We start from the raw sequence: 14229 nt of genomic DNA on the forward strand, positions 1-14229 counted from the left end.
ATTGTATTTGACGCGACTATACTCAATTTTTTACAAGAACCCACAGAAAGCATGCGTTCTTGCACCATGAACCAATCTCTCCATCATGATTTGTCACCTCCTGTTATACAACAGTATGATGACTGCCTCTCCTTTATTCAAAACAAAAGAAGCCGATAGAAAAGAGCTTACGAGGACTCTTTCGTGGCTTCCGGATGTCTGAATATCGGAATTGTCATGCACGAGGGTACCTCTCTTTATCCGCTTACGGGGTTAGCTGTCGGGTTCGGGCGAAAGAGAGCCGCCCTATTCGCGTCCTTACGCTCATGGCGTAAAGCCGTTCAATTCACCCCAGAGACCCAAGAAAGAAATCAAATACGCTTGCGAGCACGGGACCGCTTCCGGTCTGTTATGACCCGCTCCAGTATTGGTTCCCCCGTTCTCCCATGCGGGAGACTCAGCGAGACTGGTTCATGAAGCTGCGAAGGTAAGACCTTAACGACAGCTCAATGATTCACTGAAAAGATGATATCCTGTTTTGATGCATGTTGTAAAGCGGTAATCAACCACGTTTAATTGAAAAAGTGGTTAAAAAAATGTAATATTCGGCGTTTTGTTTGTTAAAATTCTTTAATCATTCGCTCATGCTCATTTTTTCGGCTGTTTTTCTCCCGATTTCACACAATTCCAAATCGTTCCAGCCCATTTTGGGTGGTAATCTGGGCAATTTCCTCCAGGTCAACCCCCTTAATCTGGGCTGCCGCTTCAGCGACCAGACGGACGTTTGCCGACTCGTTTCTCTTCCCTCGGAAAGGGTGCGGCGTGAGATAAGGAGAGTCCGTTTCGATGAGCAGCCTGTCCATCGGAACCTGAGCCAGGACTTCTTTGGGGACTCTGGCATTCTTGAACGTAATAGGTCCGCCAAACGAAAGATGGAAGCCCATATTCAGGCACAGCTTCGCGGTTTCCCAGCTCCCCGAGAACGAATGCATGACACCGCCGACCTCGCCGGCCTTCTCTTCCCGTAATATTTTCACAATATCCTCGTGGGCGTCCCGATTATGTATAACAATCGGCATGTTCAGCTCTCTGGCCAGTCCAATTTGCTGGCGGAGGACCCGGTGCTGCACGTCCTTTGGAGAGGTGTCCCAGTAGTAATCCAGACCAATTTCACCGATGGCCACCACCTTGGGATGACTGCATAAGGATGCAATCCACTCCAGATCACCTTCCTGCATAAAAACGGCGTCCTGCGGATGCCAGCCTATGGCCGCATATATAAAATCATACGTTTCCACCAGCTTCATCGTCGATGGAATCGTCTCCCGGTTAAAACCAACGTTGATCATCCGTGTTACACCGGCTTGTACGGCATTGTCTATGACCCGCTCCCGGTCCTCGTCGAATTGTTGCGCATCCAGATGGGTATGCGTGTCGAACAGTTCCATGAATTTGAACTCCTTTCTTGTCGGTACCACATGTTCCTTTTCGTACGGTATTTTGTCATTAAAGCTTGAAAATGCGGGAAATCGAAGGAGAAAGATCGGTTATCGCCTTTTCCAGTTTATCTTCCGGATAATACAAGTGATATTTCCCGCGGTGAATGCCGCTGATGGAACGGACAATATCCGACACCTCGGATATTTCCCGCAGCTGCTCCTGGCGGTCGAGCAGCAGGATCTGTTTCTGGCTCGACTCGTCACCCGGACGAAATACATCGTAAGGAAGATCGGTCGGAAAATCAATCTCCAGATCATATTCCGGGTTCATTCCGGCTTGTCCAAACTCCCGGCGGATTTCATCGATCATTTCCAAATCGACCGAGTCCATTTCTACATATTTATACAGTTTGCGGTGCATAAATCGGGTGCACAGCTCGCTGAGTATGCGGTCGTCCTCATAGGACCACTGGAGGAAGGCCGTTTGAATCAGCGCCTCGTCCAGCTTCAGATAAGCTTGCACGTCCAGTTTGTCTTCAAAGAGCTGCGGAAGCGGCTCGACCATAAAGCCAAATGGATAACCATCCTGGTACAGCTCCTTGGCCCGCCGGAAAATTTGGCGCAAAATAATTTCTGAACTGCGGGTTACCGGATGGAAGTAGACCTGCCAGTACATCTGGTACCTGGACATTAAATAATCCTCCACGGCATGCATCCCGGACTCTTTGACCACCACTCTCCCCTGGTAAGGACGGAGCATCCGCAGGATACGGTCAATATCAATCGTACCGTAGTTCACCCCGGTGTAATAGGCATCCCGAAGCAGGTAATCCATCCGGTCGGCATCCAAGGGGCTTGAAACGAGGTTCACCACAATCGGTTTATCATAGGTCTTCGCGATGACGGCGGAAACCTTGTCCGGGAAGTCCGGGGCAATCTCGCTCAAAATGTCATTCACTTCCGTATCTCCGGTGACAATCCGGCGCGTCCAGTCTTCATGATTCATATGAAAGGCCTCTTCAATCGAATGAGAAAAGGGGCCGTGTCCCAGGTCGTGCAGCAGCGCCGCACACAGCGTCAGCAGCCTCTCTTCTTTCGGCCAATCCGGATATCCGCTGCGCTCAAATTGCGAAATAATCCGTCGTGTAATCTCATATACCCCTAAAGAATGGGAGAAACGGCTGTGCTCCGCTCCATGAAACGTCAAATACGAGGTTCCAAGCTGCCGGATCCGCCGCAAGCGCTGAAATTCGGTCGTATTAATGAGCCTCCAAACCGTGGAGTCCTGGACGTGAATATAATTGTGAACCGGATCTTTAAAGACTTTTTCCTCACTTAGTGGGTTCATGTTCAGGTCAACTCCATTCATTTTGTGAAATTCGGGTTGTTAAGTGTTTTAATTTTGAAATATTTTTGACAATTGATGTCGATACATGTCGAAATAAGCAGAATTAAGGTTTTCCAAATCGACATTATACTACCAAGGCGATATAATTGGAAAAGAATCCTGATATGAGTGATTTCCTAGCTGTTATGCTATTTGTAAGGTTATTGAACCAAATTTACTGGTTGACTGTTTTGGGAATCGTTGGTATTATTGATATCATTAAAGAGAGAACGTTGTCGAATTATGACATTTAAAACTATGGCGAGAGGAGCAATGATCAGTTATGATGAAATCAACTGGTATTGTAAGAAAGGTAGACGAACTGGGTCGGGTAGTTATCCCCATTGAACTGCGCCGTACCTTGGGCATTGGAGAGAAAGACGCACTTGAGATTTACGTGGACGGAGAACGTATTATGCTCAAGAAATACGAACCGGCCTGCATCTTCTGCGGCAATGCCGAGAATGTTACTTACTTCAAAGGAAAAATTGTTTGTCACGATTGCATATCAGAAATCCCAACACCTGTGACAAATTAAGATTTTTAGTATATAATAAGAGTAATTCAAATTGTTAATTCTAACCTTTTTCATATCTCCTTGGTGTCTCCTCGGCTTAGAACCCGGCCGTGGGAGGCATTTTTTTTGATTGAAGACGATATGACCGCTCCAAGGAGAAGAGAAGCAGCCGCACGATGCATCCTAACTCCGGCTGCTTCCATTTTGCCACAAATTCCCTATCCTCGGAAGAACTTTCATCCCTATAAAAGGCGACTGTCTTTTCAAAAATGTGGTTTACCCACCAAATTTCTCTCTTCTACCTACTGCTCCCTCACCACTGCATTTGTTACAATAGCGCGTTATACACATCCCTTTTGGAAATGCCGCGGTCGGCGGCCGCCTTCTTCATAGCGTCTTTCCTTGGCAACCCTTCCCCTTCGTAATGCTCCACATGCTCTTCCAAGGTCAGCTCCTGCCACCAAGCATCCCGCTGCTTCTGCTCCTCCTTCGGATCCGCGCCTTCCAGTACGAGGCAGTATTCGCCAATCGGAGCATGCTCCTCCAGATACTCGAGGCACTCTTCAATGGTTCCCCTGACAAACTCCTCATATCGCTTGGTCAGCTCACGGGCAAGCACAATTCTCCGATTGCCGAGAATTTCAAGGATGGCCTTGAGTGTCTTCATTACCCGATGAGGCGATTCGTAAAACAGCAGCGTTCCGGATGCCGCCTGCAGCGGCTCCAGTACCGCTTGAATCTCTTTGCGTTCCCGGGGAAGAAAACCGATAAACGTAAAGCGCTCGGTCGGAAGTCCCGACACGATCAGGGAGGATAACGCAGCATTGGCACCCGGGACCGGAATAACGGAAATCCCTTGTTCCAACGCCAGCTGAACGAGGTCGGCCCCGGGGTCGGAAATCGCCGGCAGACCGGCATCGCTGACAAGAGCCAAATTTTTTCCTTCTATTATATAGCGTATTAATTCGGGTCCGCTTGCCGCCTTATTATGCTCATGATAGCTGAACAACATAGACGGGGAAATGTCGAAATGGGTGAGCAGCTTGCGCGTCTGCCTTGTATCCTCTGCGGCGATAATGTCACAGGCCTTTAGCGTGTTTACCGCCCGAAACGTCATGTCCTCCAAATTGCCGATGGGCGTGGCCACCAGGTATAACGAACCCGGCGCGCCCTCTTCTTTTTCCTGAAAACTGCTTTGTATGCTCAGACTCATTCTTTTCCCTCTTTAGCTCCGTAGTAAATATCCAGAATTTCCGGGCAGTAGCTGTTATTCTCATTATATACAATGAGCGGCGGCAGCAACCGCACCTCCGGCTTGCCTTCCCTCATCGCCTCGACCAGCACCATATTCGCCTCCAAGTGGGCCCTTGGATGAACAAATCGAATCCGTTTCGGCTCCAGCCGATGCTGCCGCATCAGCGATATAATGTCTGCAAGCCGCTGCGGCTTATGAACCATGCTGACTTTCCCGCCGGGCTTGACCAATCTGAAGCAGGTCTGAATAACCTCTTCCAGGGTGCAGCTGATTTCATGGCGGGCGATCGCCTGGTGAGGATTCAGCTTGATATCGCTGCCGTTCAGTGGCATATAGGGCGGATTGACCGTAATGGCGTCATACACACCGTGCCCGGTCTCCTTGTGCAGCTCACGCAAATCGCCTTCGCGGATGAGAACCCGGTCATTTAAGCCGTTCAGCTCCACGCTCCGCCGGGCCATGTCCGCCAGACGGGGCTGAATTTCAATACCTTCAATAGCCGCCGCGGTACGGGTGGTGAGCAGCATCGGAATGACGCCGTTGCCCGTACACAGGTCGAGCACTCTCCCCTTGGCCGGAATCCCTGCGAAACGTGCCAGAAGTACCGCATCCATGGAAAAGCTGAACACTTCGTCGCTTTGGATAATATGCAAATCATGCGTCAGCAGATCGTCGAGACGTTCCGTCGGCCGCAGGCTTACCTGTGATTTATCGATTTTCATTCTTCATTTTCCTTCTCTGCAGCATAGGGTAACCTTCCTTGGTAATACATAAAACCATTGTAAACCATAAAAACATTGAAAAAAAACCGTAGGGAGTTATCCTACGGCTTCATTTATTCAGAAAAGACAGGCAGAAAAGGCAATCGCCTTCTGTGCGCAAATGTCCATAATAGACGTTGCATATATGGAAACCTTCGTGATACAGCCTCGCGAGGTTGTCGTATCCTTCCCCCACCACGTCTTCGATCTCATGCTCCTGCTCTGCTGTGGCATGGGCCGGTTGTGGCAGCGGGGATCCTTCCTCCGGTATGGCTCCTTTTAATATTTTGCGCAGCTGCTCATTCTCCAGGCTCAGGCGGTTGTTTTCCTCCAGCAGCTCTTTGATGAGAAGCTTCATTTCACCCAGATCACTGTGAACCTGCTCCATTTGTGTTTCCATCTCTTGAATGTGTGCAAAAATATTTTTCTTTTCCAAGTTTCCACCCCGAAAGTAACCTCTACGGTTTACTTGATGACAACATCATCCAATGGCAGTTCCTTGACCTTGCTGATTTCAAACAGCTGGACATGGACGCTTCGGCTGCCGGCATTGATACCGACCACTTTGCCTTCTCCCAACGATGTGATGACGATTTTGCCTACTGATGGCAGCTCTTCCTTCACACTTTCATAATTATCATGCTCATATTTCAGACAGCACATGAGTCTTCCGCACAAGCCGGAGATTTTGGTCGGATTCAGCGACAAGCTCTGGTCTTTAGCCATCTTGATGGATACAGGCTCGAAATCGCCGAGCCAGGACGAACAGCAAAGGATGCGACCGCATGGGCCGATACCGCCCAGCATCTTGGCTTCGTCACGCACACCAATTTGTCTAAGCTCGATCCGAGTCCGGAAAATACCGGCCAAATCCTTGACGAGCTCGCGAAAATCCACTCTTCCCTCAGCCGTAAAATAAAATATTATTTTATTTCGGTCAAACGTAAATTCCACATCCACCAGCTTCATCTTGAGGCCGTGATCGCGGATTTTATTTAAACAGGTGGCAAAAGCATCCTTGGCGGCCTGCTTGTTCTCTTCCACAACCCGTGCGTCAGAATCACCGGCGATCCGGATGACCTTCTTCAGCGGGAGGACCACATCGGATTCCTGCACCTCTTTTTTTCCAACGACAACCTTGCCGTATTCGATACCGCGCGCCGTTTCGACGATAACGCTGTTATCCTTCTCAATCGGGAAATCGAGCGGATCGAAGTAATAAATTTTGCCCGCCTTTTTAAAACGGACACCCACTACACTGTACAAAAACTAACCCCCTTATATGCCAGAGACCATTGGCTAGCCTTGAAGCTATCCTTCCAAACCGATTAAAAACTGTTCAAGACAGAGTTGGCTATTCACATTGTAGCGCAATTTCTTCCTGCATTCTGCGGCTAAATCCATATAGGAGACCCATTGTGCCGTGCTGCGGGTTAAAGCATGTGTAGACAAAAAGTCCAACTGATCTATGAAAACGATACTTTCGTGCTTACCGTACTGGACGTGAAGCATATCTTTGAACCACAAATGAAACAAATTAAGCAGTGTATCCAAGTGATCGGATAACCCGGCTTTGAACACCTTCTGCCCTGCGGTCACCAGAGCGGAGCTGCCGCGGCCTAGAGTTTCCTTCCCTAATTGTAACACTACGTTTCTAATTTCTGCAAACCAATTCTGCTCCATCAGCTCGCGGCATCCGTCCAGTCCCGACGATAGGTGAACGGCGCATCTGGCAAGCGGTGAAGGGTATCCTTCATCCACCAGCGTCTGCAGCATCAGCCCGGGGCTGAGCGGGGTAAAAGGCACCAGCTGCGCGCGCGACTGAATCGTTGGGAGCAGAGCCTGTCCATTCTCCGTAATCAAAATCGCCACGGCCGGAATGGGCGGCTCCTCCAGAAACTTCAGCAGGCTGTTGGCCGCTTGCACGGTCATCGTATCAGCCTGGTCGATAATATATACCTTCGGATTCTTTGATTCCGAGCGATAGGAAAAGACCCGCTGTAAGTCGCGGATCTGGTCGATTTTGATAGACGATCCATCCGGAGCAAGGAGATGAAGATCGGGGTGATTGCCGTGTTCCACTTTGCGGCATTCGAGGCATTGTCCGCAGGCGTCGTCCTCAAGCGTAGTACAGAAGAGTGCTTGGGCAAACGTCCGGGCCGTCTTCATCTGCCCGCTCCCCGCTGGACCGCTGAATATATAAGCATGGCTGACGGAGTTTCGGCGAAGGGCGTTTTGCAGCATTTGCTTTGCCGCATCCTGACCCGCAATATCTGCAAAAGACATATTTCCTCTCTTCCCAATATCGATGGACCGGAAGACGGATCGCCTGGCCGGCACATCGATGTTACAATACGGCATTCTATCTATACCTATAGTTTATCATGTACCATGGGCTTTACCTATTCCTATTTCTTCTAATCTGTCAGAACATCAAATTGATCAGCATACCGCGGATTTCCCCAATCCGCTGCAGCAGCTCGATTTTCCCCTGTTCGCTCTCCAGCATATCGTCGGCCAGTCCCAATAGGGCTGAGTCGATTTCATCAATCAGATTGTAGCGCTTGCCCCGGCCTCTGCGGTCCCAGCCACGAGCTTCCTTCATCCGGACTCCACGGCGGACCGTGTCCTCCAGAAACCGTTTGACCAGCATACGGTAGGCCTTCAACTCGCGGATCGTCATCGATCTAGCGAGGCGGTCTCCCTGCATCTGAATCTCTTTAAACCGGCGGTCAAGCTCCTCCTGCGATACCTTCTCGCCGTGCTGCTGCATGATATCGGAAAACGATTTGGGCTGAATCTGCTTCGCATTGCCCTCGTTAATCTGCAAGTCGCTCTTTAGGGGTCTGAACCCCGGATTAATCTTCAATGGATATCTCCTGCCTTAAAAATGTTCGAAACGGTCAACCGGCAGAACGAACACGGTAGCACCGCCGACCTGAACCTCTACGGGGAGCGGCAAATATGAATCGGTCGTACCGCTCATCGGGGTTACGGGAGTGACGAGCTGTTCCCGAACTTTACAGCTGCTGCGGATGACGTTCATCACGGCTTCAACCTGGCTGTCATCCACCCCGATCATAAATGTGGTGTTACCTGCCCGCAAGAACCCGCCGGTGCTCGCCAGTTTCGTCGCCCGGAAGTTTGCCTTGACCAGACCTGCCGACAAACGGTTGCTGTCCTTATCCTGTACAATCGCAACGATCAGTTTCATCTTGCATTCCCTCCTCGCTTATTTAGACCTGCCCATCCATATAGATTGAACCAAAGTAAGATGTAATAATCTTTTAAAATAACATTGATGTCCACATTTGCATCATTAATTTAGTTCATTCTATATAGCTGCAGGCTGCTACTGTACTTATTTGACAAAGATCCTCAAAAATCCTTTAAAATCGCTCCTGAAGCACCCGGATGATATCCTGTTCCACGGCAGACTGCTCTTTGGAAGCATCAATGACGACGATACGCTCCGGATAACGGGATGCGATGATACGATAACCTTCCCGTACCTTTTGATGAAAAGATAAACCTTCAAGATCCAGACGGTTTACCTCGCGTCCCTGATTTGCCGCAATCCGCTGCAGTCCGGTCTCCGGTTCGATATCCAAATAAAAGGTGAGATCCGGCATCCGGTCATGAATGGCGAATTGATTAATGGCCCACACTTCATCCATGCCGAGTCCGCGGGCATATCCTTGATAAACCAGGCTGCTGTCGACGAATCGGTCGCAGATCACCGTGATGCCTTTCTCCAGGGCAGGCTCCACCTTTTCAGCAAGGTGCTGTCTTCTTGAAGCGGCGTACAGAAGCGCCTCGGTTCGGGCATCCATGGCCGTATGAGATGGATTCAATATAATTTCCCGAATCTTCTCGGCAATTTCAATGCCTCCCGGCTCTCGGGTCATCATATAGGGGATGGCGAGCCGGTTAAAATATTCACCAATTTTTCCGATCACGGTTGTCTTCCCGGACCCTTCGCCTCCTTCCAGCGTAATAAATGCTCCTGAACCAGTCATAAATGGCTTCCCTGCTTTCTGTTTTTCTTATATACAATAATAGTTCGTAGATTCGGATCTGCCGCCCCCTGGCACTTCGCCCCCGCATTGGACAGGACGCGAAGCCTTGCTGCCGTATCCTCGGTAATCCGCTCTCCCGGATACAGAAGCGGGATTCCCGGAGGATATGGAATGATCATTTCTGCGGCGGTTCTGTCCGCGCAATCCTGAAGAGGAACCCTCTCGGTATCTTCAGGAGGTATGGGCTGCAGGCCGAATGGAATGGGCTCTGAGACGGTGGCCTGGGCTAAAATGTTCCACGTGGAAAATTCGGCAGGGCTGCCTTGCGTCTTGCTCAGGCTGGACGCTCCCGTTAGACTTAAATCTTCTTCCGCCTCCGCCTGAACGGAATGGCGGCTTTCAGCTGCCGGTGAGGCATCTGCTGATCTCTGGGCGTCCGCCTTCTCTACAGTTATATGCCGGAGGGCATCCAGAAGGTGACGGGTGTCTTCCTCGGTGGACCCCAAGCTATATACCAAGACCACGTATCGGTCATCGCTCATCTCCGGTACGCAGCCATACGCCTCAAGCCGCTCCTGCAGCTCATATCCGCTCAGGACGCCGGTGTCGTCATACATGACGACCTTGAAGGGGTCCTGCGTAGTGTATGCGGCTGCCGAAGGGCGGATGGCCGCCTGCGCCGTGCTGCCCGCCGATGCCTCGCAGGCGGCGTCTTGGGGCTGCTGCCCCTGCGGGTGCAGCAGCTTGAAGCGCGGCAGCTCCGCCAGGCCGCGCACCAGGGCGTCCACGGCGGCGAGCCCCGCCGTGAAGGCGCCGGCGCCCTGCACATGCAGCAGGCGCCGGGCCAGGTCCAGCGAGCCCATAATCGGGTACGATGGGCTCGAGCTCTGCACCATGGCGAGCCGCTGGCGGAGCAGGCCGCGGTCAATCCGCGGCCCTTGGACGTGGAGCATGGCTCCCATGGTGAGCGCGGCCAGCATTTTGTGCGTCGACTGTACGACGCCGTCTGCTCCGCTGGCCAAGGCACTTCCGGGCAGCCGCGGATGCTGCCCGTAGTGGGCGCCGTGCGCCTCGTCCACCAGCAGCGGTACCCCGTGCTCGTGGCACGCCTCCGCAAGCGGCGCCAAGTCGCTGCCCATGCCGTAATAGTTTGGCATGGTGACCAGAACGCCCTTGGCCTGCGGATAGGCGGCCAGGGCGGCGGTGACGGTCGCTGCGGACGGGGCTACTGCCAGTCCGCTGATCGGATCGGGCTCCGGCTGGATAAAGACCGCCTTCGCCCCCGCCAGCATCAGTCCATGGATCACCGATTTATGGACATTCCGCTGGACGATCAGCAGATCCCCCGGCTTGCCGCAGACCGTCAGAATCAGCGCTATATTTCCGGATGTGCTCCCACCGACCAGGAAGAAGCTCTCCTCGGCTCCAAAACAATCCGCCGCCAGCGCTTGCGCCTCTCGGATCACGCCCTCCGGGTGATGCAGATCGTCCGTCCCTGTGATTTCGGTCAAATCCGCCTGCAGCACATCCTGCAGAAATCCGGCTCCCCCGGATTCGGTATAGGCCTGTCCTTTTTTATGTCCGGGTACATGAAATGAAGAATATGCTTTATCTTTCATCTCCTGCATCATCTCGTATATAGGTGCACGTTCCTTGTTCACATGTTGCTTTTTCATCCCCAGCCATAATTCCTTCCGGTTTCAATCTCTACCCTATTTTATCGCATATTGAATCATCCGGCTAACGTTCACCGTATAAAGTCACTAGAAATAGTGGGTCATTTACTTCAATAAATGCACAATTTACGCAACAGCTTGAAAAGAAACGTCTACCGACGTACATTCATGGTAGCCAGACCAGATGTATCAATTGTTTCTCTTGCGAATCAGCGGCGGCTGAGTCTCCGCAGCTTTTACGTGCTTATACCTTTTCCTATGCAAAAAAGGGACAGCTTCCCGCTGTCCCCCTGTACAAAATACCTGCTTACGCGTTGGTCTGTAAATTGATTTGTCTCATCTGATGGATAAAATAATGATATTTGGCGTCTTCGGCATTTGTATGCACCATTTCACATTCGCACTCTTCGCAAATAAATTGTGATATAATGGTGATTCCTTCTTCTTTGACTTGCCCGCAAATAATACAGACGTGTTCGGTTTGATTTTCCATCAACCATCCCACCTTATTTCATTAATTACTATCAAGTATGACTCATTTTCTATTATTTTAAACCTTTTCATAGTGGTTTCATATCCCCCTTTGATTCCTTACATACATATTCCCCGCAATCCCCGCGAGTGTCTGTACAGGAATTTTAAAAAAAGTCTTTCAATCAGCCGATATATGAATTAAAGACCTCTAGGAGGTGGAGCGTTCTCCATGCCGGATGAGAATCACGTTAACGCAACCTTTTACCACTATAAATTAATCAAAAAAATACCGGTTTCCCGGCTGCTTGTGCGCCTATATCTGCTTCTTCCCTACATAGCTGTGATTTCATTCATGATCGTCATTTCCTGGACCAGCTGCTTCTATTTTGTTCTCGCTGCACCGGTTATGCTGTGGATTCATTATGTTATCTCCCGATCGGTTCTGCTGTTATCAGGAACACCGTTTCGTAAACGATGGAAATTTTCGCTGCGGCTGCCTTGGCTCGGATATATCACCGATCAACATATCAGCTACCGCCTGTTTCGGAGAGTCTATATCTATATCACTGGATTTGGCCTGCTCCTGCTGGCTGTGATCATGTTTTGGTCACCGGTTCCCTTCACACTGTCCTTGCTGTTCTGGCATCTCTGGTTCCTGCTTCCGCAATATTATGCTTTTCTTCGTTTATTGAAGCAGCGTAAAGACGGTATGATTAAACTGAACGCACAGGACATCTCCTATTATCAGCAGTAGCCACTCGTCATCATTATGATGATCTTGAAGGTCCCTCTTACATAGAGGGGCCTTTGGCTTGCACGCATAATTAAAAAACCCGCATCCTTGGATGCAGGTCACTATAAATCGGTATCCACACTTTCAACTGTCGCCTTCCCCTTAGTTAAAACGGTCACCGTAAAATAATCTTTATGAATGGTTAAGTTAATTACCCGGCTTTGCTTCTCAAAAACGTGCGAGTTCCCTTCGGCCTCCTCCGTTTTTTCCTTCCAGCCCCACTCTTTGATTTTATTCAAGTAAGCTTCCGGAATCTGTTCATCTTCCTTGAGGCCTTTCATCGAGTAGCGTACATAGTCTAATTTAGAATTACCGGATGTCCGATCAGTACGGTTCGCTTCCTTCGGTACCGGAAAGGTTTTATCGTTCGCAGCTCCTTCAAAGGATGTCCACGAGGGTTCGCTTTTCATACAGCCGGTAAGCAGCAAACAGACGACTCCAAACACAAGAAGAGCATGCAGCCACGGTCTATTGAGCATGTATGTCCTCCTTATATCGCAAAAGTAATAATTATTCAGTTTTCTTAGGCACCCCCAAACATGTACATACATATTATACTGACTACTTCTGCCCTGTCGGTAACAAAAATGTTACTTCGTTTAGAGAGTATACAAACCTTATGCATGATAGCGAATAGGCAGTTGCGGTGTCTCGATCTTTTCTAATGACAAAAGATTCATAAACCCATATCATGTCTATCCCGATCCTATGTTCTCAAGACTTCCCTAACGGCCAATTTTATCATACCGCCTAGTCTACAGGATCCATTCCATAATTAAAAAATTCAATCCTTCTTGTTAATGAATACGACAGGATCTGTTTTTCATAACCCATTTCCTCTCATAAACATAATTAAAAAACAAAAAAACCACTGTCGATGTTATCAACAGTGGTCCTTCGCTTGGCAACGTCCTACTCTCCCAGGACCCTTCGGTCCAAGTACCATCGGCGCTGGAGGGCTTAACGGTCGTGTTCGGGATGGGTACGCGTGGAACCCCTCCGCTATCGCCACCAAACGTTCAAGTGTTTGATCACTTGAAAACTAGATACGAAACGAATCTGCGAATTAATCTAAGCATATGCTTCCGTAGCAAGCTTTCTTTCAGAAAGCTTTTAGGATAAGCCCTCGACCGATTAGTATTGGTCAGCTCCATGCATTGCTGCACTTCCACCTCCAACCTATCTACCTCGTCGTCTACAAGGGGTCTTACATACTGGGAAATCTCATCTTGAGGGGGGCTTCACGCTTAGATGCTTTCAGCGCTTATCCCGTCCGTACGTAGCTACCCAGCCATGCTCCTGGCGGAACAACTGGTGCACCAGCGGTACGTCCATCCCGGTCCTCTCGTACTAAGGACAGCTCCTCTCAAATTTCCTACGCCCACGACAGATAGGGACCGAACTGTCTCACGACGTTCTGAACCCAGCTCGCGTACCGCTTTAATGGGCGAACAGCCCAACCCTTGGGACCTACTTCAGCCCCAGGATGCGATGAGCCGACATCGAGGTGCCAAACCTCCCCGTCGATGTGGACTCTTGGGGGAGATAAGCCTGTTATCCCCAGGGTAGCTTTTATCCGTTGAGCGATGGCCCTTCCATGCGGTACCACCGGATCACTAAGCCCGACTTTCGTCCCTGCTCGACTTGTAGGTCTCGCAGTCAAGCTCCCTTCTGCCTTTGCACTCTTCGAATGATTTCCAACCATTCTGAGGGAACCTTGGGGCGCCTCCGTTACTCTTTAGGAGGCGACCGCCCCAGTCAAACTGCCCACCTGACACTGTCCCCATACCGGATTACGGTACCAGGTTAGAACCTAGATACGATCAGGGTGGTATCCCAACGGCGCCTCCACCCAAGCTGGCGCTCAGGTTTCAAAGGCTCCCACCTATCCTGTACAGATCGTACCCAAATCCAATATCAAGCTGCAGT

Annotated in this window: 15 protein-coding genes, 2 rRNA genes and 1 riboswitch (1 of these 18 cut by a window edge); of the genes, 2 read left to right on the plus strand and 15 right to left on the minus strand. The window is 50.2% G+C overall.

Features of this window, described 5'->3' with window-relative positions; genetic code table 11:
• Positions 1-225 precede the first annotated feature (225 nt).
• Positions 226-452, minus strand: a riboswitch (cyclic di-AMP (ydaO/yuaA leader).
• Positions 453-656: 204 nt separating this feature from the next.
• The gene (locus ABIE48_RS31495; protein ID WP_116234472.1) at positions 657-1427 is read right to left on the minus strand and encodes a TatD family hydrolase; all 771 of its coding nucleotides are present in this window, start codon (positions 1425-1427) and stop codon (positions 657-659) included.
• A gap of 58 nt (positions 1428-1485) precedes the next feature.
• On the minus strand, positions 1486-2766 hold the full coding sequence (locus ABIE48_RS31500) for an HD domain-containing protein (RefSeq protein WP_192717534.1): 1281 nt from the start codon (positions 2764-2766) through the stop codon (positions 1486-1488).
• A 322-nt stretch (positions 2767-3088) separates the two neighbouring features.
• Here ABIE48_RS31500 and ABIE48_RS31505 point away from each other — a divergent pair, with 322 nt between their 5' ends.
• Positions 3089-3343, plus strand: a complete 255-nt coding sequence (locus ABIE48_RS31505; protein WP_036712714.1) for an AbrB/MazE/SpoVT family DNA-binding domain-containing protein — start codon at positions 3089-3091, stop codon at positions 3341-3343.
• Positions 3344-3650: 307 nt separating this feature from the next.
• Here the strand turns inward: ABIE48_RS31505 and rsmI are convergent, their stop codons facing one another.
• From rsmI to ABIE48_RS31555, 10 genes are all read right to left on the minus strand, one after another.
• A complete protein-coding gene (rsmI, locus tag ABIE48_RS31510) occupies positions 3651-4535 on the minus strand; it encodes a 16S rRNA (cytidine(1402)-2'-O)-methyltransferase (protein WP_192717533.1) in 885 nt (294 codons plus the stop codon).
• Entirely contained in the window at positions 4532-5299 is a 768-nt protein-coding gene (locus tag ABIE48_RS31515) for a tRNA1(Val) (adenine(37)-N6)-methyltransferase (RefSeq protein ID WP_076176648.1), read from the minus strand. Before ABIE48_RS31515 ends, rsmI begins: the two co-directional genes overlap by 4 nt.
• A 109-nt stretch (positions 5300-5408) precedes the next feature.
• Entirely contained in the window at positions 5409-5774 is a 366-nt protein-coding gene (gene yabA / locus ABIE48_RS31520; RefSeq protein ID WP_076176647.1) for a DNA replication initiation control protein YabA, read from the minus strand.
• Between the two features lie 29 nt (positions 5775-5803).
• The gene (locus ABIE48_RS31525; protein WP_076176646.1) at positions 5804-6604 is read right to left on the minus strand and encodes a PSP1 domain-containing protein; all 801 of its coding nucleotides are present in this window, start codon (positions 6602-6604) and stop codon (positions 5804-5806) included.
• Between the two features lie 45 nt (positions 6605-6649).
• The gene (gene holB, locus ABIE48_RS31530; protein ID WP_145029970.1) at positions 6650-7624 is read right to left on the minus strand and encodes a DNA polymerase III subunit delta'; all 975 of its coding nucleotides are present in this window, start codon (positions 7622-7624) and stop codon (positions 6650-6652) included.
• A 139-nt stretch (positions 7625-7763) separates the two neighbouring features.
• Positions 7764-8207 carry a YaaR family protein gene (locus ABIE48_RS31535; RefSeq protein WP_076176644.1) on the minus strand — a complete coding sequence of 148 codons (444 nt, stop codon included), beginning with the start codon at positions 8205-8207 and terminating at the stop codon, positions 7764-7766.
• A gap of 15 nt (positions 8208-8222) precedes the next feature.
• The gene (locus tag ABIE48_RS31540) at positions 8223-8552 is read right to left on the minus strand and encodes a cyclic-di-AMP receptor (protein ID WP_036712689.1); all 330 of its coding nucleotides are present in this window, start codon (positions 8550-8552) and stop codon (positions 8223-8225) included.
• A gap of 175 nt (positions 8553-8727) precedes the next feature.
• Entirely contained in the window at positions 8728-9357 is a 630-nt protein-coding gene (tmk, locus tag ABIE48_RS31545; protein ID WP_145029972.1) for a dTMP kinase, read from the minus strand.
• Positions 9354-11033, minus strand: a complete 1680-nt coding sequence (locus ABIE48_RS31550) for an aminotransferase class I/II-fold pyridoxal phosphate-dependent enzyme (protein WP_192717532.1) — start codon at positions 11031-11033, stop codon at positions 9354-9356. The genes tmk and ABIE48_RS31550 overlap by 4 nt, the downstream gene beginning before the upstream one ends.
• Before the next feature lie 307 nt (positions 11034-11340).
• Positions 11341-11526, minus strand: coding sequence for a sigma factor G inhibitor Gin (locus tag ABIE48_RS31555; protein WP_076176641.1), 186 nt, complete (start codon positions 11524-11526; stop codon positions 11341-11343).
• A gap of 210 nt (positions 11527-11736) precedes the next feature.
• Between ABIE48_RS31555 and ABIE48_RS31560 the strand changes: the two genes are divergently transcribed.
• Positions 11737-12261, plus strand: a complete 525-nt coding sequence (locus tag ABIE48_RS31560; protein WP_192717531.1) for a hypothetical protein — start codon at positions 11737-11739, stop codon at positions 12259-12261.
• Positions 12262-12362: 101 nt separating this feature from the next.
• Here the strand turns inward: ABIE48_RS31560 and ABIE48_RS31565 are convergent, their stop codons facing one another.
• From ABIE48_RS31565 to ABIE48_RS31575, 3 genes are all read right to left on the minus strand, one after another.
• Entirely contained in the window at positions 12363-12779 is a 417-nt protein-coding gene (locus tag ABIE48_RS31565) for a hypothetical protein (RefSeq protein ID WP_076176639.1), read from the minus strand.
• 420 nt (positions 12780-13199) lie between these two features.
• A 5S ribosomal RNA gene (rrf, locus tag ABIE48_RS31570) occupies positions 13200-13316 on the minus strand.
• A 98-nt stretch (positions 13317-13414) separates the two neighbouring features.
• A 23S ribosomal RNA gene (locus ABIE48_RS31575) occupies positions 13415-14229 on the minus strand; it runs 2114 nt beyond the window's last position.

This window comes from Paenibacillus sp. OAE614, assembly GCF_040546645.1.
GTDB lineage: Bacteria > Bacillota > Bacilli > Paenibacillales > Paenibacillaceae > Paenibacillus_AQ > Paenibacillus_AQ favisporus.